Raw genomic sequence first — 21,180 nt, 5'->3', positions numbered from 1 at the left:
ATTCTCTAATTACCTTAATTTTTTGTGAATGCGTAAATATCACCATTTTTAGCTTGGACAATAATTTTATTATCTACAACTAATGGCTTCGAAATCAATCCACTGCTACTTACTTGTGTTTTAGCAACTACTTCTCCATTATCTTTATTTAACCAATAAAGATAACCCTCAAAATCACCAACAACAATATAATTTTGATAAATAACCGGATCGGTTAATTGACGATGTAACAAACCTGCCTGAGTCCAATTCACTGCACCACCATTTTTGCTTACTGCTTGAACATTGTCATTTTGATCCACGATAAATAACTGATGTGAATCAACGGCAAAGCTATGGGTAGATCCCATTTCTTTACGCCATACAATTTGCCCATTACTTAAATCAAGTGCGACAACATTACCATTATAGCCAATTGCATATGCCAAATTACCTTCAATAACTGGGGTTGAATCAACATCATTTAATTTGTCAATTTCAGTCGATCCACTTGGTTGAGATATGCGTTGCTGCCAAATAAGTTGTCCATCATTAAGATAGTAAGCATTCACGTGACCTGTATCATCACCAAGTATAGCGGCGCCATGAGCAATAGTTGGTGTTGAATTACCTCTTAATGAAAGTGTTGGTACTTCAAGAACAACATCCCATACATCTTCACCTGTGTTACGATTCAAAGCTTGTAAATTACCGCTAGCGGTATGAATTATTAGTTTATCATCAGAAGATACTGGGCGAGCCAGTACTTCACCTTTAACCGGTTTTTCCCAAATTACATTACCATCATTACGATCTAATGCGTAAACAACCGCACGTTCACTACCGACATAAACATATCTATCATCAGCACTTACACCGCCAGAAAATAACGCTGTTTTACTGCTGAATAATGTACTTTGTGATAAATTTTTGTCCCATATAGTATGACCAGTTGATAAATCAATCGCTTTAACTTGCCCACTACGGCTAGCAACATAAATAGCATTATCGTAATTAATTGGCCCTAATAATGAATAAACATGTGTATTGCCTGCTGTGCTATTTCGCCATATTTCTTGGATTGGAAATTGGTTATCCACTTTTGGTGAAGGTGAAATTTGGACAATTTCTTCTTCTCCACCAAACAATGAACACCCCGCAAGTGAAAACATAAAAACACTCATAAACAGACATTTTGATAACTTCATCGTATAGATCCTTATATCAGGATAAATTAATCTTCATTTTCTTTAGCTGCGTTTTTTTGGGCTTCAGCTTCTTGCTTAGCTTTTTCCTTAGCGGCAGCTTCTTCTTGTTTAGCTTGTTCAGCTTGTTGTTTATCTTTAAGATATTGAGCTTGATTTAACTTCATTTTGATATTTTGCTCTAAGGCTTGAGTAGGTGATGAACTTAATGCAACATTATAAGCCTCCACAGCCTCATTGTAATTGTTCATTTTCACCAATATATCGCCACGAATATCATTAACCACCGGCGCCCAACTTTTTTCGGTTACTTTAGTTAAAGTCGCCAAACTTTCTTGATAATGTTCTAGTTGATATTGTATTTTTGCAATACGAATATAACTTATTGATTTAATGATATCTGAATCAGTTTTACTTAACGTATCTGTAAGTAATTTTTCTGCTCCAGCATAATCTTTTAATTGTTCTACATAAAATTTTGCTGCTCTAAAATTAGCAAAAACACTATAAATAGTATTATTATCTTTAGCAAAAGAGACTAATTCATTAACTGAATCAGGATTATTATTATCTAATTTAGCAATTAATTGTTCATAATGATCGGAAGATTCTATCACTTTTTCTAATTTATAAGACTGCCAATAACGCCAGCCATAAAAAGCTAGTAATCCAATTACAATAACCGCAACAATGATTTTCCACGTTTTAGCAAGAAATTCTTTTATCTCTGAAACTTGTTCTTCGCCAGACAATTGATGACTCACGTTTTTCTCCTATTTTCCTTAATTTACAATATTGCCAAACAAGTTTGAACAATCTCTTTTTCTGCAACTTCAACTTGTTCGCCTGTTTGTAAATTTTTAATTGTAACTGATTGATTAGTAATTTCGTTTTCGCCAATAATTACAGCTATTTTAGCACCTAATTTGTCCGCTTTGGCAAATTGTTTTTTAAAATTACTACTACCGTAATTAGTCACAATTCGCTTATCAGTTAACCCATCACGGAGTACTTCTGCCATTTTTTGAGCTGCAGCTATCGTTTTTTCATCCCCCGAAGATATCATATAAATATCAATTGAACTATCTCGATTTAATGAAGGATTAACTGCTTGTACTAATAATACCAAACGTTCAACCCCCATGGCAAAACCAACTGCTGGTGTGGGTTGTCCTCCAAGTTGGCTAACTAGACCATCATAGCGTCCACCGCCACAAACTGTACCTTGAGCCCCTAAACTATTCGTTACCCACTCAAAAACGGTACGGTTATAATAATCTAAACCACGCACCAATCTTTGGTTAATATTATATTTTATTCCTGCACTATCTAATAATTGACACAAACCATCAAAATGAAGTTTAGATTCTTCATCTAAATAATCAAATAATTTTGGTGCTTGATTAAGTAATTCTTGAATAACAGGATTTTTTGAATCTAACACCCGTAATGGGTTAGTATACATTCTACGTAAACAGTCTTCATCTAATTTATCTTTATGTTGCTCAAGAAAACTGACTAAAGCATTACGGTAATTTGCTCTTGCTTCAACTGAACCAATAGAATTAAGTTCAAGTGTTGTATGCTCTTCAATACCAAGTGCTTTCCAAAAACGTGCTGTTAATAAGATAAGCTCGGCATCAATATTAGGTCCTTCAAGGCCAAAGACTTCAACACCAAATTGATGAAATTGACGATAACGCCCTTTTTGCGGTTTTTCATAACGAAATGCAGGCCCTAAATACCATAGTCGTTGTTCTTGGTTATAAAATAGACCATGTTCAATACCAGCTCGTACACAACCAGCTGTAATTTCAGGGCGGAGAGTAATACTTTCATCATTACGGTCATTAAAAGTATACATCTCTTTTTCAACAATATCGGTAACTTCACCAACTGCACGTTTAAATAGTGCTGTATCTTCAACGATTGGTGTTCTAATTTCATTATAACCATAACTATTTAGTACACCTTTAACAATTTTTTCAATTTGTTGCCATGTTGCACTTTCATTCGGGAGTAAATCATTCATTCCCCGTATTGATTGGATTTTTTTCTCTGCCATTTGTTTATTCGCTATCTAATAAAGTTATAGTTCAGTTGTTGCAATTCTATTTTTTAAAATTGATGCCTTAGCACGAATTTTAGCTTCCAACTCATCTATCATTTGTTCATTATCAATACGCCCTATGCGCACACCATCTTCATAAAAACCACTTTTGTTGTGACCGCCAGCAACACCCATTGTAGAGACTAAAGCTTCGCCCGGACCATTCACAACACAACCAATAATCGATACATCCATTGGTGTTATTATATCTTCTAGTCGCTGTTCTAATGTATTAACAGTACTAATTACATCAAACTCTTGCCTTGAACAGGTTGGGCAAGCAATAAAATTAATACCTCTAGCTCGAATACGTAGCGATTTTAAAATATCAAATCCAACTTTAACTTCTTCCGTTGGATCAGCTGCAAGGGAAACTCTTAATGTATCACCAATCCCTTCCGATAATAATAAGCCAAGCCCAATCGCTGATTTTACCGCACCACTACGCACTCCACCAGCTTCGGTTATTCCTAGATGCAAAGGTTGCTTAATTTGTTTTGCCAATAATCGGTATGAATCAACAGCAGTAAAAACGTCTGAAGCTTTTACACTTACCTTAAATTGGTCAAAACCTAGCCTATCAAGTATATCTACATGTCGCATAGCAGATTCGACTATCGCTTCAGGTGTCGGCTCGCCATATTTTTCCTGAATATCTTTTTCCAGCGAACCAGAGTTTACACCAATTCGGATCGGGATATTTTTATCCTTAGCACAATCAACAACCGAGCGAATCCGTGATTCATTACCAATATTACCAGGATTAATCCGTAAGCAATTCACACCATATTCAGCAACCTTTAAAGCAATGCGATAATCAAAGTGAATATCAGCAATAAGTGGAACTTTTACTTGTTGCTTAATTATTTTAAACGCCTCTGCAGCATCCATAGTTGGAATAGAAACTCGAACAATATCAACTCCTACACGCTCAAGAGCTTGAATTTGAGCTACAGTCTTTTCTACATCGGTCGTTCGAGTATTCGTCATCGATTGCACAGCAATCGGCGCACCACCGCCTATTGGCACATTACCAACGTAAATTCGGGTTGATTCTCGCCTAATAATTGGTGACTCTTGATGACTCATAAGATGCCTAATCATATTACAAAATAACTAGGACGCAATCTTAACAAGATTTAAGGCAAATGTCTGTATGTGAATAAGAAAATTTGCTAACTGTTAACGCGATCTGAAGGCTGTGGAGAAATATAATGACTAACTTCAATAAAGTTACTTTTATTTTGTGAATTGACATAGTATAAGCCAACACCTAATGCACAAACTAAAGCAAACAAGCCAAAAAAGAACGGTTTCTTACTACGTTTTGTTTTACTATATATCGGTTTAGGTTTTTTAGTTTCTTTTACTAAATATTGTTTAGCTAAAATTTCGAGATGAGGTTGATACTCATCTGCTGATAAGCCAACAATATTGGCATATGAACGAATATAACCTTTAACAAAAACAAAAGGGGCATGAAGTAACTGATCATTTTCAATTTCAGAAATGACTGCCGTTCTAACATGAATTTGTTCAGCAATATCTTTTTGCGATAAACCCATATTACTTCTTAAATCGGAAAGAATCTTACCCAATGAAATACTGTCTTCCATTAATCCCCTCATTGTCTTACTATCCGCAATTTTTTGTTATTTTTACATATTTCCGCAATTAATCAATTCTTTTTGCTTTAAACCACTGTTTAGGGGTTTCTATTTCATTCTGTGCGGCTACTAATTGCAATTCATATTCATTTTGTCTTAATGTTTCAAGCATAACCGCATAAACCGCCGATGTAGTATGCTCAAATGCTTCAACCATAGATTTACCAAGCATAATATTTGCTAAAAATAACCCACTAGTCATATCGCCAACACCAACTGGTTGTTTGACTCCAAAATCGACTAACGGCCGATCAATATGCCAAGCTTCATTTTCTGTTACTAACAACATTTCAAAACGATCTTGTTGATAGCCCGCTCGACTTAAATGTTTAACTAAAATTGCTTTAGGCCCTTTTTCACAAATTGAACGGCATGCTGAGATTGCTTGACTGACATTATTAATCGGCTGTTTACCATTAAGTTCTTCTAATTCTAAAATATTCGGTGCCATCATGTCTGATATGGGTAAAGCTGTATTACATAAAAATTCTGCTACACCAGGAGCGACAAAGCATCCTTTTTCGGGATGCCCCATTACAGGATCACAAAGATAAATTGCTTCAGGATTCTCAGCTTTTACTTTTTTCACAATTTCAATAATTGCATTACCTTGTTCTGGTGACCCCATATAGCCACTTAATACGGCATTACATCGTTGTAATTCGCCAATAGCATTAATCCCATCAGCGATATCGGTTAAATGAGATGCAGGCATTACCGTTCCAGTCCATTGCCGATATTGAGTATGGTTTGAAAATTGTACTGTATTTAATGGCCAAACATTCACACCTAAACGACGCATTGGAAATACAGCAGCACTATTACCTGCATGACCAAATACAACATGAGACTGAATCGATAAAATATTTTTCATGAAATCATCTCCAAATAAGTAAGCAATAGTATTTTTTACCTCGACGCAGTAATGTGTAACGATTAAATAACTTATCACTATCAGAAAAACGATAATCTGTTGTTGAGTTACGTTCACCATTAACGGAAATAGCATTGGAATCAATCATTGTTCTTGCTTGACCTCTTGATGGCGCAAATTCAGCATTAACAATGGCTTGTTGTAGATCTACATCACCTTCAATGCTGGCTGTTGGCATGCCATCTTGAGCTAATTGTTCAAAATCAGCTTCAGATAAATCGGTTAATTTACCAGAAAATAAACTTTCAGTAATACGTTTTGCCGCTGTTAGTCCTTCTTCACCATGAACTAATCGAGTCACTTGTTCGGCAAGGACATACTGAGCTCTAGGTGCAACGCCACTGTTTTTATCCTCTTCTTCCAAAGCATCAATTTCTTCCAATGACATGAAAGTAAAGAATTTAAGGAATCGATAAACATCAGCATCAGCAGTATTAATCCAAAATTGATAAAATTTATATGGACTGGTTTTTTTCGGATCTAGCCATACAGCACCACTTTCAGTTTTACCAAATTTAGTTCCATCAGATTTAGTAATTAATGGTACAGTTAAACCATATACTTGTTTCTGGTGTAAACGACGGGTTAAATCGATACCAGCAGTAATATTACCCCATTGATCAGAACCACCAATTTGTAACACAACATTATGTGCTTTATTAAGACTTGCAAAGTCATAAGACTGTAACAAACTATAAGAAAATTCAGTAAAAGAAATACCTGATTCATCACGGTCAATACGTTGTTTAACGGATTCTTTGTTAATCATTGCATTAACAGAAAAATATTTACCAATATCTCGTAAAAAAGATAAAACATTCATGCCACCAAACCAATCATAGTTGTTGGCAACAATAGCGGCGTTATCACCACATTCAAAATCTAAAAATGGCGATACTTGTTGTTTAATCTTTTCACTCCATTCAATTACCGTATCTTCAGTATTGAGTTTACGTTCAACAGCTTTAAAACTTGGATCGCCAATTAATCCTGTCGCACCTCCAACTAAAGCTATTGGCTTATGACCAGCCAATTGAAAACGTTTCAAACAAAGCAATGGAACTAAATGACCAAGATGCAAACTATCAGCGGTTGGATCAAAACCACAATATAGTGCAATAGGATTTTGCTCAATCAGTTCCATTAACGCTTTTTCATCAGTAAGTTGAGCAATCAGTCCACGCTCTTGCAGTTGTTTGATCACATTTTTTGTCATGATATTTTACCTATTAAATTTGTTACGTTTATATTCTACTTTAATTAAATTCTATACTGTTTTATTGTGGTATTTTTTATACGCTTGTTTGAAATGGTCTTCAACTATTTCGTTCGGTTTTTTATCTAATAAGCTAAAAATAATGATTGCTATTGACGCAAATAAAAAGCCAGGAATTAGTGAATATAAATTAAGCCAATTAAAATTAATCCAAAGCAAGACCGTAATTGCACCAGTTATCATACCTGCTAATGCACCATTGCGGGTCATTCGAGCCCAAAACACCGAGAATACAACAATCGGACCGAACGCTGCACCAAAACCAGCCCAAGCATGGCTAACTAAATCAAGCACACTGTTATTAGGATTGATCGCTAATAAAATAGCAATAACAGAAACTAATAGCACCATCACACGGCCAACCCAAACTAATTCTCGCTGCTTAGCCTTAGGTCGGATAAAAGCACGATAAAAATCTTCTGTTAATGCACTTGAACAAACCAATAATTGACAACTTAAGGTGCTCATTACTGCGGCTAGAATAGCTGCTAGCAAAATACCAGCAACCCATGGGTTAAATAGTAATTTAGATAATTCGATAAAAATACGTTCATGTTTCCCATTATCAATTAGATAAGCTAAGTTAGGATTATTGGCAAAGAAAGCAATACCAAAGAAACCAACTGTAATTGCGCCAGCTAAACATAAAATCATCCATGTCATACTAATTCGACGAGCATTTTTCATTACTTCATGAGAATCAGCAGCCATAAATCTAGCTAAAATATGTGGTTGACCAAAATAACCAAGTCCCCAACCTAACAATGAAATAATGGCAATCAAATCCATATGAGCAAAGATATTTGTATAATCAGGATTTAATGATTGAATGTTAGCCATTGCATCAGTGAAACCACCAGCATTAATCATTACCATAATTGGTGTTAAGATTAGAGCAAACATCATTAAACTTGCTTGAATTGTATCGGTCCAACTTACCGCTAAGAAACCACCAATAAAAGTATAAGCAATTGTCGCTCCAGCACCTGCTAGCATTGCCCAGCCATAACTAAGCCCAAATGTACTTTCAAATAATTTAGCGCCAGCAACTACACCTGAAGCACAATAAATGGTAAAAAAGATTAAAATTATTACTGCTGAAATAATTCTTAATAGTGAACTATTGTCATCAAATCGACGAGCAAAATAGTCAGGTAAAGTTAATGAATTATGATTTATCTCAGTGAAAACTCTTAATCTACCGGCAATCAGCAACCAATTTAGATAAGCGCCAATTATTAATCCTATAGCTATCCAGCTTTGCGAGATACCAAATAAGAATACTGCACCCGGTAATCCCATTAATAACCAACCACTCATATCAGAAGCACCAGCAGAAAGTGCAGTAACTACACTGCCTATGCGACGTCCACCTAATATATAATCACCAAAGTTTCGTGTTGCACGAAATGCAAAGAAACCAATCGCAATCATTCCTAATATGTAAACAGCAAAGGTGACAATCATTGGTAATGACATTTTTATAATAAACCTTGATCGATGAAATTAAAAAATAGTTGGCTAGCTTATCATAAAAAGCCCCTGCTAAAAAGCTGGCGATTTTGCTATATCTATCTTAACTATAAAAGCTAGTATTACAATTCAATCCACAAAATAAAAATATCTTCAATTTTTTAAATAGATACATTGTTAATAGTTTCAACCTATATAAAAACTCAATATATCCTAAGGTAAAATATCATATAATGTATATAATATTGATTAACTTTTTTATTTATAAAATATTGTGAAACAATCAACTCGAATTGAAATTTTAGAAAGATTAAAAGAGCATATTAAAGATCCTACAACTGAATTGGTATATAAAACACCATTCGAGTTACTTATAGCTGTCGTATTATCAGCTCAAGCCACTGATGTTAGTGTGAATAAAGCGACTAAACCATTATTTGCTATCGCAAATACCGCTGAACAAATTTTGGCGTTAGGCGTCGATAAATTAAAAGATTATATCCGAACCATCGGTTTATATAATAGTAAAGCTGAAAATATCATCAAAACTTGTCAGATTTTGGTTGATAAATACCAAGGTGAAGTGCCTGAAAATTTTGACTCATTAATTGCGCTACCTGGTGTAGGAAGAAAAACAGCTAACGTAGTTTTAAATACCGCATTTGGCTGGCCAACTATTGCTGTCGATACGCATATTTTTAGGGTAAGTAACCGAACAGGATTTGCACCAGGTAAAACGGTTGAAGCTGTCGAAGAAAAACTACTTAAAGTGGTTCCAGATGAGTATAAAATAAATTGTCATCATTGGTTAATATTACATGGTCGATATACCTGTATAGCTAGGAAGCCACGCTGCGGATCTTGCGTTATTGAAGATTTGTGTGAATATAAAGAAAAAGTTTATCCAGAGTAAAAAATCAATGCCAAATAAATTTAAATTAGAAGATGAAGATATCAACTTGTTTAAAAGTAGTATTGGGAATGCCAAACAACTTAAACAAGATACCGTTATTCATAAACCAGTAAAACGATCCCAAAAGCTAATTGATAATCAAAAGCTTCAACATGAAAAAGTAAATAATGAATTTTACTTTTCTGATGATTACCAACCACTACTACAAGAAGATCCTATTCGTTACATTCGTGAAAATGCGGATACTAATGAATTAAAAAAATTGCGACGAGGATTTTATTTACCCGAGTTTTTTTTAGATCTACATGGATTAACTCAGCAAGAGGCAAAAAAAGAAATCGCTGCACTTATTGCTGCTTGTTTACGTGAAAATGCCAATTGTGCTTGTATTATGTATGGACATGGAAAAAACATATTAAAAAAACAAACGCCAATGTGGTTAGCCCAACATCCACATGTAATTTGTTTCCATCAAGCACCAAAAGAGTTTGGTGGTAACGCGGCATTATTAGTTTTATTTGATATCAATAATCCATCAGTTAATCTAAGATAATTACTAATAGATATATAGTAAACAATAAAAAAGCCAGCTTAGTTTTACTAGGCTGGCAAACATTGGAAGCAATGTGAGCAATGTCATACTTTTTTAGAAGTCTTTCGACGCTCTAACAAAGTACAACTGAATGATAATCATTCTCATTATTAAAAGCAAGTTATTTTTTTGACTATTTTCAAAAAAATGACAAAATTTTGTCAGTTTAACATGTGTTTTTATATTAACATTTTGTTTTTATAAGGAATATAATTGAGAAGAGCAGGGTGATTTGCCCCTGCTTGTTGGAATATTTAACTATAAACAAACCATTATAATTAACTTTTGGGAATAGTTTTATTTTTGATAGATAAACTCAACACCCTCTTCATCACTTTCATCCCAATCATCAAAATCATCGTCATCATCAAATGCATCATCCATTACTTGTTGATGATAATCATCCCACATAAATTCGACTTTTTCAGGGGAATTATTCTCTTCTTCGGTCTCCCGAGGATGCGCATTGATATACTCCATCAAATCCCAGCATAGTGCTTTTACACCTTCACGGTTAACTGCCGAAATAACATAATATTTATCATCCCAATTTAAAGCTTGGGCAATTTCGGCTGCTCGTTTTTCACTTTCTTCGCGGCCTAATACATCCATCTTATTGAACACTAACCAACGCGGTTTATTGGCTAACTTTTCACTATATTGATGTAGTTCTTGGATGATAACTTTGGCGTTTTCAATCGGATCTGAACCGTCAATTGGCGCAATATCAATTAAATGCACTAACACACGGCAACGTTCAAGGTGTTTTAAAAAACGAATGCCAAGCCCTGCACCATCTGATGCGCCTTCTATCAACCCAGGAATATCGGCAACCACAAAACTCTGTTCATTATCCATTCTAACCACACCTAAACTCGGTACTAAAGTTGTGAATGGATAATCAGCTACCTTTGGTTTTGCTGCTGAAACACTGCGAATAAATGTTGATTTACCAGCATTAGGTAACCCTAACATACCCACATCAGCTAGCAGTAATAATTCTAATAACACATCGCGTTTTTCACCAGGCGTACCATCGGTTTTTTGTCGTGGAGCACGGTTGACTGAGGATTTAAAACGGGCATTACCCAGTCCATGAAAACCACCTTTAGCAACCAGAACTTTTTGTTGATGATGAGTGAGATCACCAATAATTTCACCGGTATATTTATCGGTTATACGCGTGCCAACTGGTACTTTAACGGTAATATCTTTACCTCTTTTACCGGTACAATCTGAACCTTGGCCATTTTGACCACGTTCAGCGCGATAGTTTTTTTCAAATTGAAAATCAACAAGTGTATTTAGATTTTCATCAGCAATAAAAAATACATCACCACCATCGCCACCATCGCCACCATCAGGACCACCTTTAGGTATATATTTTTCACGGCGGAAACCAACACAGCCATTACCACCGTCACCAGCTTCGACGCGAACTGAAGCTTCATCTACAAATTTCATTATTTGTCCTCTTTATTGCGGTTAATTAGCCAGCCTTTTCTTGGTTGCCATAAATGGTGTCCAACTGTTGCAAACATTGCCCCAGCGACCACAGATACTGCGCCAATATAACCTAAAATATTTAAATATTGCATTGCGAACTTTTCTGGCCATAGTAAAGCAAATAAATCTGAAAAAATCAGTGCAAAAAGTGGTGTTAATGTGGTTATTGCACTTACTTGTGCTGCTTGCCAACGTTCCATGGCCATAACCAAAGCACCATAAGCAATAATAGTATTCAACCCGCAAAAAATAATAGCAAACAATTGGCTAAAATCAGCACTGGCTATTTTCGTTGGTGATGCTAGAGGCCATAAAAAAATACTACAAATAAGATAAATCAACCAAAGTAGCTGTTCTGCTCGTAATTTTTTTAATAATACTTTTTGTGCTAACGCATAACATGCCCATGAGATAGAAGCCAGTAAGGCCAGCCAAACACCTATGCCATATGAAGACATATTAGCAAAAAGATCGGCTAAATTTTCATTAAAAAACAATCCTAACCCAATTAATAATATGGTAATACCAATAATTTGAGTGGGTCTTAATTTCTCCTTGAAAATAAAAGCACTTGAAATCATAAATATAACAATACCAGTTTGACTAACAACTTGCGCTGTAGTTGCAGATAAATATTGTACAGCTGTGGCAAAAAGTGCAAAATTACCGAGTAGACCAAATCCAGCAATCATCAATAAGATAAAACGGCGACGTTTTTTGAACATAGCTAAATTAGGAAACTGTTTTTTATAAGCCAGCCATAGTGTAATACCGATAGCTGAGATACTTAATCGTGACCAAGCTAATGTTAATGGATCAATAACAACTAATGCATATTTCATAGCAATTGGCACTAGTCCCCACATAACGGCTGTTAACATGGCTAATGCAAAACCTAATTTAACATTTTGCTGTTTTATCATAATGAATTAATTTATATAAATTTCAAGAAATGAAAAAAGCCCCACAATAACTGTGAGGCTTCTATAACTTCTTAAACCGCTAATTTATTAGCTGTTAGCAACTACACTAACATAACGGCGATTTTTAGGTCCTTTAACTTCGAACTTAACTTGTCCATCAACTAAAGCGAATAGGGTATGATCACGACCACAACCTACGTTAGTACCTGGGTGGAATTGAGTTCCACGTTGACGAACTAAAATGTTACCCGCAAGAACTTCTTGAGAACCATAACGTTTAACACCTAAACGTTTACTCTGGGAATCACGACCATTACGTGATGAACCACCAGCCTTCTTATGTGCCATTGTTCGATACTCCTATTAAGCGATTGCAGTGATCTTCACATCAGTGAACCACTGACGGTGACCTTGTTGTTTACGATAGTGTTTACGACGACGGAATTTAACAATTTTCACTTTCTCGCCACGACCGTGTTCAACAATTTCTGCTTTAATTGTTGCACCTTCAACAAACGGAGCACCAACTTTGATGTCTTCACCATTTGCTACCATTAAAACTTTATCGAAAACAACTTCTGAACCTGTTTCGACTTCAATTTTTTCCAAGCGAACGACTTGTCCTTCGCTAACTCGGTGTTGTTTACCACCACTTTGGAAAACTGCGTACATACTTAACTCCGCAATAAAAAGCAGACGATTCCTGATTAAAAATATATGTCTGCATTGATTAATCTTATAGGGCGTGAATTTTACGCAAAATTTATGCTTGTTGCAAGCGCTGTTTAATAAAAGATCGCAAAAAGTCACAAAAAAGATCTTAGACCAGCAATTTTCACACTACAATATAGTTAAATTATTATTTATTTGAACAATATTGATTGTTAAAAATAATAGGGACTATAACTATTAGTATAGTTATTATCAATTCAAACAACTATTGATGAAAAAAAATCCATATATAAAAGTTAACATGAACAACTATATAACATTACTTATACTTTTCTCAAAAAAATTTACGATAGCACTGAAAATAACTAATTCAATTAGTACATTAAAATAGCCATAAAAAAGGATTGCCAATTAGTGGTAAATAAGTATAATTAGCCGACTAAATAAATTAGGTAATGACAATTGAATTACAATTCAAGAATACTTCCTTCTCGCGAAACTTTAGCAAAAGCACAAAGATTTAATGATGAAATTATTGAGGTTTCAGGCGTTGATCTTGTCTTAAGTTTAATCACCACCGCCGATTTAATTCGATCAAATATTTATGCACAACTAGCCAAAGATTATGATGTATCTGAAGGAAAATTTGCCTTGTTAATGTCACTATATAGTGAAGGAGAAACTTGCGCTAGCGAGTTAGCATTAAGAGTTGGCGTAACACCAGCAACCGTTTCGGTAATGGTGAAACGAATGTTAGCAGCACCCGATCCTTTAATATCGATGACCAAAAGTGGAGAAGATGGCCGCTCTCGACTAATCACCCTTACTGTAACTGGGGAAAATCTTATCCAAAAGGCATTACCTAATCACTTAAAATCGATTCGTGCTTTTGCTCAAGTCTTAAATCCACAAGAGCAGGAATCTTTAATTGCAATGTTACGCAAATTATTGCGTAAATAATTGCCAATAATTATTCATAATCATGATATTTTAACAATATACTTAGCTGACTAAATAAATGAAAAATAAATTAAACTTAAATTTACCCAAAAACATTAAAATTCCTGCTATATTTTTATTGCTACTTCTATTTGGATCTACATTAATTTGTCTTGGTTCAAGAAATGATGCAGTAACTGTTGCTAAAAGTATCAAATCAGGGGTATTAACCGCTGATGAAATCAATGTTGCCTTTCAAAATGTAGGTGGAAAAGTAATTAAACGCTTTGTCCAAGAATCACAATTCGTTAAAAAAGGCGACCCATTAATGCAACTTGAAGATATTGATACCAAGCTATCAATTGCTCGCTTGCAAGCATTAGTTGATAGTCAAACTGCTGCTGTTAATCAAGAACAAGCAGCAATCGAAATCACTGAAAATGAAATCAATCTTAATGAGTTATCAACTTGGCGAAAAATTGAGGAAGTTAAAGCTAACCTTGAAGCGGCAAAGTCTGCTCGTGATCTAGCTAATACTGAATTTCAACGCCATACTCAATTAAGAAAAACGGGCGGTACTTCTCAATCACAACTTGACGCTGCACGAAATGTCTACATTAGTACCAAAATGCAGGTTGTACAGATTGAAAGCCAATTATCAACCTTAATGATTGGCGCAACTCCAGACCAAATTAACCAGTTTGAACAAACTAGAAATGCCACAGGTATGACATTGCAATCGATTACTATTGATCGACAAAAACTGCAAAATCGTCAAAATCAGCTTGCTCAAATTAAAGCGCAATTAGCACAAGCTCAAGCTGATTTAAAACAATTACAAGTCAATTACGATCGACTAACATTAGTTGCGCCAGAAGATGGTAAAGTTCTAAAACTGATGTTTGAAGATGGTGAGATGGCACCTGCTGGAGCACCAGCTATATTATTAGAAACTGATCGCAAATATGTCGATATCTATGTTAATGAAAAAATGGTCAATGATTATCAACCAGGCACAAAGGTGAAGGCGAATGTTATCGCATTAGATAAAACCGTAAAAGGCACCGTTCGATTTGCAACTGCTGCGCCATCATTTGCTGACTTACGCATGACTAGAGAACGAGGACAGGCTGATTTAACATCTTACCAAGTCAGAATCTATATGGAATCTATTCCACAACTATTAACCGGTATGACAATTGAGGTTGATCAATGATGCGACAAAACATCATTAAATCTATGCTTGAAGAGCTTGATGCTATGTTATCAGGCCACTTCATTCCTTATTATAAAGTGTGCTTAGGTTTAGCAGCAATCGTATCACTTATTTTTTCAATTGTTCTGAGCCATGGTTCAGTTTTTGAAGGAAAAATCGCCGTTATTGATCTTGATGGTTCTAATTATTCAACTGAATTAATCAGTAAGGTAAATACGTCACCATTTATTGAAATAACAGAAGTGATTCGATCGCCAGTTAATCCAATTACATTGGTTTCTCATGATCGTAATTTAGGCGTGTTATATATCCCTAAAGGGTTAGAAAAATCGTTAAAAAAAGGTGATCAGACGGTTAAATTAGGTTATTTTGCTGATGACTCAAATGATGCCCAAAATGCTAAAGTAATGCAAAGCCTGAATGAAATTATCCCTGAATCAGGTGCAGAATTAAGTGTTGGTAAAGTCGCAGCATTAGGACTAGGTCGAGAAGCAACAGAAGCGACCTTATCACCAATGCAATTAAAAACGAGAACCATGTTTAATCCAGCTAGTTCATCAACAATATCCACTATTATCTATTTTGTTTACTTCTTTTCATCATTAACCTATGGTTTAACCTCGTTAATGATTATTGGTCGATTAAAGACCATGGGGATGTGGAATACAGTAATTGAACGTGGTTTTTTACCATTATTAGCCAGAACAGTGCCTTATGCCCTATTTTATACAACGGCTTTAACCTTAATCACGGCAATACTGGTAATATTCGGTCAACTACGCTTTGATGGTAACTATTTTACTTTCGTACCAAGCATTTTTATGACTGGTTTAGCTTTTGGTTGGTTAGGTTTACTACTATCTTGGAAAACTAACCATCCTGGCGAAGGAGCTAGTAAAATGATTTTCCTTGTCCCTCCCGGCTTTATTATGGGTGGTTCAACCATGGCTGTAGGTATTATGCCAATATGGGCATTTTATGTTAGTCATGCCTTTCCATTAGTTTGGTTATTTCGCTTTTTTCGTGATATAGGCATCCGCGGACGTTCATTTATCGATATGCTATCTACATATGGTATTTTCATTATCTATTTAACAATTATTGCTTTCGTCGTAATGATGTTTGTTAATCGCAGTAAAAATAGCCAACCAGAATAAAAAATAACCTCATAAATTATTGAAACACCAATCGGTGTTTCAATATCAACTGCAGTATTCTCTTGATTATAATTTTCAATTAACAACCTTATAATCAATTACATTCATAAATTTGTGATATAGATCACATTAAACAGTGAAAGCGAATATTCATTTATTGTTTAGTTTACTTTCTTTTATGTGATTTCTATTTTATGTTAATATTTTGAATAATAACATTAATATTCTTTTTATTGTTTACCTTTCACATTGAAACCTTTCGTTTCGTTTCAAATGAAAATAATATTTCAATTTTTCCTTTTATAATCAGTTTTGTGACCTATCTATCATTTTTCGATCCCTTATCTATGTTTAAATTTAATAAAGGAATGAAAGTTGAACGAGTGGTAAAAATGAATAAAGAAATAATCAATACTTTGCAGCGTAGAGAAAAAATTATTCATTTACTCGATACAGAGAATACCGTATCAGTTAATAAATTAAGTAAATTATTTAAAGTATCTAGCGTTACCATCCGAAACGATTTAAGACACCTTGAAGAAAAAGGCTGTATATTGCGCTGTTATGGCGGCGCAATGTTAAATAAATCCTTTGCATTGGATAAGCCATTATTAGACAAAAGCCGTATCAATTCGATCATAAAAAATAAAATTGCTCAGCGAGCTGCTGAAATGGTTAATGATGGAGACCGAATCATTCTCGATTCAGGATCGACAACAGCAGCTATGGTTCCCTATTTACGTAACAAAAAGAACTTAATTGTCTTTACTAATGCTGTAAATATTGCCTATGAATTATCAACTAATAACGACATAGAAGTAATTATTGCTGGTGGTAACATCAGAAAAAAAGCTTACTCCATTTCCGGTCCTACAGTAGAACAACAATTAAGAATGTACCATTTTGACAAGCTTTTTTTAGGTGTTGATGGTTTTGATCTAGATGCTGGTATTACAACACCAAATTTCGGTGAAGCCAATGTTAACAGAGTAATGTGTCAAGTTTCTGGGCAAATTATCGCAATGACTGACTCAACAAAATTCGGTCGTAAAAGTTTCTGTACGATTGAAAAAATTAATCTAATTAAAACCCTAATTACTGATACAAAAATTCCAAAAGATTATCTAGAACAATTACATAAATTAGGAATAAATGTAGTAATTGTAGATGATTAAACGTTATAAATTTATTGAAATGATTAAAAAGGATATAGAAGGATATAGATTATGCAAAAATATTTGAATTATTCGTTAGATTGGTTAGAACAACACGGAGCTCAACATACTGCGAAAGAAATTTGTCAACAACCACAAATTTGGCGAAATTTATTACAAATCATTTTACAAAAGCAAAATCAGTTACAATCATTTTTACAACCTTTACTTTCCGATCCAAATCTAGAAATAATTTTGACCGGAGCAGGCTCATCCGCTTTTGGTGGTGTTGCTCTAGCACCATGGCTAAGAGAACAGACTCATCGTAACGTTCACGCTTATGCTACAACAGAGATTGTCACTAATCCTCAGCAATATTTATCACCAAATAAAAAAACGTTAATTGTCTCATTTGCGCGATCCGGAAATAGTCCAGAAAGTGTTGCTGCAGTCAAATTAGCTGATCAAATAGTTTCTGACTGTTATCATCTATTTTTAACCTGTAACCCAACCTGCGCATTAACAGAGTATGCGGCAAAAGAAAATAATTCTAAGCGTATTTTACATCTGGTCATGCCTGAAGGAACTCATGACTTAAGTTTCGCAATGACATCGAGTATTAGTAGTATGATGCTTGCCACCCTTTTATTGCTAGACAATGTTGATTTAGAAAAAGCACACAATGCAGTAATGGAAATTGCCAGTATTTGTGAAGAGAAGCTTTCAAGCTGGCAATCAATAACCAAACAGTTAGCTGGTAAAGAACATGATCGCGTTATCTATGTTGGTAGTAGCTGCTTCACAGGTATTGCACAAGAATCTGCATTAAAAATTTTAGAATTAACCGCCGGTAAAGTAGCAACCCGCTTCGATTCAATATTAGGACTACGTCATGGTCCAAAATTTATGGTTGATAAAAAAAGTTTAGTTGTCTGTTTTTTCTCAAGCGAACCATATGTTCACCAATACGATATTGACCTATTTAATGAACTTGTTCATGACAAAATTGCTGCTGACGTCATTGCACTAACAAGTCAAGAGAGTATTGATCAACAAATATTATCGGTGGATAGCAAACTCCCTGATTGTTGGTTGATATTTCCTTATCTAGTTTTCGCACAAATGTTAGCGTTTGAAAAATCACTTTATCTTGGATTGACTCCAGATAACCCTTGTCCAACAGGAGAAGTCAATCGAGTAGTAAAAGGCGTTAATATTTATCCATTTAATAAAAATTAATCATCTGAATATGTTAAACAAATAAACAAAAGGACTTAATAGCAATGAGCACACCTAATATTCTTATGACACGTATCGATAATCGTTTAGTTCATGGTCAAGTTGGCGTAACTTGGGTTAATGCACTTGGTGCGAATCTATTATTAGTCGCCAATGACAGTGCTTCGCAAGATCCAGTCCAACAAAATCTAATGGACATGGTTGTCGCTGAAGGCATTCAAACTCGTTATTTTACCTTACAAAAAACTATCGACATTATTGGCAAAGCAGCAGAAAGGCAAAAAATTTTCATTGTCTGTAAAACACCACAAGATGTATTAACCCTCGTTAAAGGCGGCGTACCAATCAAATTTGTCAATGTTGGCAATATGCATTTTTCCGAAGGTAAAAAACAAATTCATAAAACAGTTTCTGTCGATGAATCAGATATCGCAGCATTTAAAGAACTTGAACAATTAGGCGTAACTTGTGAAATCCGCCGAGTACCTGATGAAGCTGGCGAAAAAATAGCGGATTTAATCAATCTATCTTAACTTAAGGGAGCATACTATGTTAATGGATGCATTATTAATTGGACTTCTAGCCGGTATAGCTGGCGTAGATTTATTTGATGGCCTGACTCATTTACACAGACCGATCGTAATAGGGCCGTTAGTTGGATTAATTTTAGGTGATGTTACAACCGGTTTATATGTTGGAGGATCATTAGAACTGGTATGGATGGGAATGGTACCGTTAGCAGGGGCACAACCACCTAATGTGGTTATCGGTGGTGTGATAGGTACTAGTTTTGCAATCTTAACTCATGCAGATCCTAAAGTTGCAATAGGTATTGCCGTACCATTTGCTATTGCAGTTCAAGGATGTATCACTATTTTATTCACCATATACTCACCAATGATGCATAAATGTGATCGTTTCGTTGATCAACTCAATTTTAAAGGAATTGAATGGGTTAACTATCTTGGTATGATTATTCTTTTTGGTTTCTATTTTATTGTTGCTTTCTTACCTATCTACTTTGGTGCTGATGCAGCAACAGCACTAGTTCAGAAATCACCACAATGGTTGCTTGATGGTCTTAGTGTTGCTGGAGGTATGATGCCTGCCATCGGTTTTGCAATGCTAATGAAAATTATGATGAAAAAAACCTATATTGCTTATTTCATTTTAGGTTTTCTTGGTGTGACTTTCCTTAATTTGCCAATTTTAGCAATTGCATTAGGCGCTTTAGCTATAGCAATGATTGATTTCTTTAATTATGGCCGTGAAAACAACGATAGTAACAAGCCAGTAAGCTCAGATTCAGTGGAGGTGGAAGATGGAATTTAATAACGATCATGATAAAAAAATGGCCGAGAAAGAAGCAAAACGTATGGAACAAGCATTAGCGACAAGCAAAGCCACAGCCGATACTTTTTATGATCAAAGCCAAGATGTAACACTAACCAAAGGTGATATTAACCGAATGGCATTTCGTTCTCTTGCTTTACAAGCATCGTTCAACTATGAACGTATGCAAGCTGGAGGTTGGCTTTATACTATCTTGCCAGCATTACGTAAAATACATAAAAACAAAGATGACCTTAAAAATTCGATGCATATGCATATGGAATTTATTAATGTCCATCCTTTTGACGTAACTTTCCTTTCAGGGTTAGTTCTTGCCATGGAGAAAGGCAAAGAAAATATTTCAACTATACGCGCAGTGAAAGTGGCGTTAATGGGACCATTAGGTGGAATCGGTGACGCATTATTTTGGTTAACTTTACTACCAATATGTGCTGGAATTGGTGCATCGTTAGCTTTAGAAGGTAGCTTTTTTGGACCAATAATTTTCCTACTAATGTTTAATATTGTGCATTTTGGTTTACGTTTTGGTTTAGCTCATTATGGTTATCATGCCGGTACCAGTGCTTTACCTTTATTAAAAACACACACAAAACGTATCTCACATGCTGCATCTATAATTGGTATGACAGTAATAGGAGCATTAGTTGCTTCGTATGTACATTTATCTACACCGTTAGAAATAAATGCAGGACAGGCTCATGTTGCGCTACAAGCTGATGTATTAGATAAATTGATGCCAAATATATTACCACTTGGTTTTACCTTAATTGTTTATAGTTTAATGAAACGTAATTTCTCACCAGTAAAATTAATTGGATTAACCGTTATTATTGGTGTTGTAGGTAAATTAGTTGGATTTTTATAGAGGAAAT

22 protein-coding genes are annotated in these 21,180 nt (G+C 34.9%); 10 read left to right on the top strand and 12 right to left on the bottom strand.

What is annotated here, in order from left to right; all coding sequences use genetic code 11:
* Positions 1-14: 14 nt before the first annotated feature.
* The 8 genes from bamB to putP form a co-directional block, all read right to left on the bottom strand.
* Complete coding sequence (bamB, locus tag H3T56_RS06680; protein WP_198192319.1) at positions 15-1,187, bottom strand: outer membrane protein assembly factor BamB; 1,173 nt, start codon at positions 1,185-1,187, stop codon at positions 15-17.
* A 26-nt stretch (positions 1,188-1,213) separates the two neighbouring features.
* Complete coding sequence (locus H3T56_RS06675) at positions 1,214-1,948, bottom strand: tetratricopeptide repeat protein (RefSeq protein ID WP_065577852.1); 735 nt, start codon at positions 1,946-1,948, stop codon at positions 1,214-1,216.
* 23 nt (positions 1,949-1,971) lie between these two features.
* The gene (gene hisS, locus H3T56_RS06670; RefSeq protein WP_086356660.1) at positions 1,972-3,249 is read right to left on the bottom strand and encodes a histidine--tRNA ligase; all 1,278 of its coding nucleotides are present in this window, start codon (positions 3,247-3,249) and stop codon (positions 1,972-1,974) included.
* A gap of 24 nt (positions 3,250-3,273) precedes the next feature.
* Complete coding sequence (gene ispG, locus H3T56_RS06665; protein ID WP_198192318.1) at positions 3,274-4,383, bottom strand: flavodoxin-dependent (E)-4-hydroxy-3-methylbut-2-enyl-diphosphate synthase; 1,110 nt, start codon at positions 4,381-4,383, stop codon at positions 3,274-3,276.
* Between the two features lie 86 nt (positions 4,384-4,469).
* Positions 4,470-4,910, bottom strand: a complete 441-nt coding sequence (locus tag H3T56_RS06660; protein WP_065577855.1) for a RodZ family helix-turn-helix domain-containing protein — start codon at positions 4,908-4,910, stop codon at positions 4,470-4,472.
* Between the two features lie 58 nt (positions 4,911-4,968).
* Positions 4,969-5,835: a pyridoxal kinase PdxY gene (pdxY, locus tag H3T56_RS06655; RefSeq protein WP_065614695.1), complete on the bottom strand. Its 867-nt coding sequence runs from the start codon at positions 5,833-5,835 to the stop codon at positions 4,969-4,971.
* Positions 5,836-5,839: 4 nt separating this feature from the next.
* Positions 5,840-7,111: a tyrosine--tRNA ligase gene (gene tyrS / locus H3T56_RS06650; protein ID WP_199283287.1), complete on the bottom strand. Its 1,272-nt coding sequence runs from the start codon at positions 7,109-7,111 to the stop codon at positions 5,840-5,842.
* A 51-nt stretch (positions 7,112-7,162) separates the two neighbouring features.
* Positions 7,163-8,656: a sodium/proline symporter PutP gene (putP, locus tag H3T56_RS06645; protein WP_086321202.1), complete on the bottom strand. Its 1,494-nt coding sequence runs from the start codon at positions 8,654-8,656 to the stop codon at positions 7,163-7,165.
* Positions 8,657-8,918: 262 nt separating this feature from the next.
* Here putP and nth point away from each other — a divergent pair, with 262 nt between their 5' ends.
* Entirely contained in the window at positions 8,919-9,557 is a 639-nt protein-coding gene (gene nth, locus H3T56_RS06640; protein WP_110452986.1) for an endonuclease III, read from the top strand.
* 7 nt (positions 9,558-9,564) lie between these two features.
* Positions 9,565-10,110 carry an endonuclease SmrB gene (gene smrB / locus H3T56_RS06635; protein ID WP_086353772.1) on the top strand — a complete coding sequence of 182 codons (546 nt, stop codon included), beginning with the start codon at positions 9,565-9,567 and terminating at the stop codon, positions 10,108-10,110.
* 336 nt (positions 10,111-10,446) lie between these two features.
* Here smrB and cgtA read toward each other — a convergent pair whose 3' ends face one another.
* From cgtA to rplU, 4 genes are all read right to left on the bottom strand, one after another.
* Positions 10,447-11,613 (bottom strand): Obg family GTPase CgtA, encoded by a 1,167-nt coding sequence (gene cgtA, locus H3T56_RS06630; RefSeq protein WP_198192317.1) that lies wholly within the window; start codon positions 11,611-11,613, stop codon positions 10,447-10,449.
* Positions 11,613-12,578: a DMT family transporter gene (locus H3T56_RS06625; RefSeq protein WP_198192316.1), complete on the bottom strand. Its 966-nt coding sequence runs from the start codon at positions 12,576-12,578 to the stop codon at positions 11,613-11,615. The genes cgtA and H3T56_RS06625 overlap by 1 nt, the downstream gene beginning before the upstream one ends.
* 87 nt (positions 12,579-12,665) lie before the next feature.
* Entirely contained in the window at positions 12,666-12,926 is a 261-nt protein-coding gene (rpmA, locus tag H3T56_RS06620; RefSeq protein WP_034883716.1) for a 50S ribosomal protein L27, read from the bottom strand.
* 15 nt (positions 12,927-12,941) lie between these two features.
* On the bottom strand, positions 12,942-13,250 hold the full coding sequence (gene rplU / locus H3T56_RS06615) for a 50S ribosomal protein L21 (RefSeq protein ID WP_065577863.1): 309 nt from the start codon (positions 13,248-13,250) through the stop codon (positions 12,942-12,944).
* A gap of 462 nt (positions 13,251-13,712) precedes the next feature.
* On the opposite strand from rplU, the gene H3T56_RS06610 reads away from it, so the two are divergent.
* From H3T56_RS06610 to H3T56_RS06575, 8 genes are all read left to right on the top strand, one after another.
* The gene (locus H3T56_RS06610; RefSeq protein WP_198192315.1) at positions 13,713-14,210 is read left to right on the top strand and encodes a MarR family winged helix-turn-helix transcriptional regulator; all 498 of its coding nucleotides are present in this window, start codon (positions 13,713-13,715) and stop codon (positions 14,208-14,210) included.
* Between the two features lie 58 nt (positions 14,211-14,268).
* Positions 14,269-15,405 carry an HlyD family secretion protein gene (locus tag H3T56_RS06605; RefSeq protein WP_198192314.1) on the top strand — a complete coding sequence of 379 codons (1,137 nt, stop codon included), beginning with the start codon at positions 14,269-14,271 and terminating at the stop codon, positions 15,403-15,405.
* Positions 15,402-16,562 (top strand): ABC transporter permease, encoded by a 1,161-nt coding sequence (locus H3T56_RS06600; protein ID WP_198192313.1) that lies wholly within the window; start codon positions 15,402-15,404, stop codon positions 16,560-16,562. The genes H3T56_RS06605 and H3T56_RS06600 overlap by 4 nt, the downstream gene beginning before the upstream one ends.
* A 392-nt stretch (positions 16,563-16,954) precedes the next feature.
* Entirely contained in the window at positions 16,955-17,737 is a 783-nt protein-coding gene (agaR, locus tag H3T56_RS06595; protein ID WP_065577866.1) for a transcriptional repressor AgaR, read from the top strand.
* A 51-nt stretch (positions 17,738-17,788) separates the two neighbouring features.
* Positions 17,789-18,955, top strand: coding sequence for an SIS domain-containing protein (locus tag H3T56_RS06590; protein ID WP_065577867.1), 1,167 nt, complete (start codon positions 17,789-17,791; stop codon positions 18,953-18,955).
* 44 nt (positions 18,956-18,999) lie between these two features.
* A complete protein-coding gene (agaV, locus tag H3T56_RS06585) occupies positions 19,000-19,488 on the top strand; it encodes a PTS N-acetylgalactosamine transporter subunit IIB (protein ID WP_065577868.1) in 489 nt (162 codons plus the stop codon).
* Positions 19,489-19,504: 16 nt separating this feature from the next.
* Entirely contained in the window at positions 19,505-20,287 is a 783-nt protein-coding gene (gene agaW, locus H3T56_RS06580) for a PTS N-acetylgalactosamine transporter subunit IIC (protein ID WP_065614704.1), read from the top strand.
* Entirely contained in the window at positions 20,277-21,173 is an 897-nt protein-coding gene (locus H3T56_RS06575; RefSeq protein WP_065614705.1) for a PTS system mannose/fructose/sorbose family transporter subunit IID, read from the top strand. Before agaW ends, H3T56_RS06575 begins: the two co-directional genes overlap by 11 nt.
* Positions 21,174-21,180 lie beyond the last annotated feature (7 nt).

Source organism: Gilliamella sp. W8123 (assembly GCF_016101085.1).
Taxonomy (GTDB): Bacteria; Pseudomonadota; Gammaproteobacteria; order Enterobacterales; family Orbaceae; genus Gilliamella; species Gilliamella apis.
This window is presented reverse-complemented; position numbering and strand designations above follow the sequence as displayed.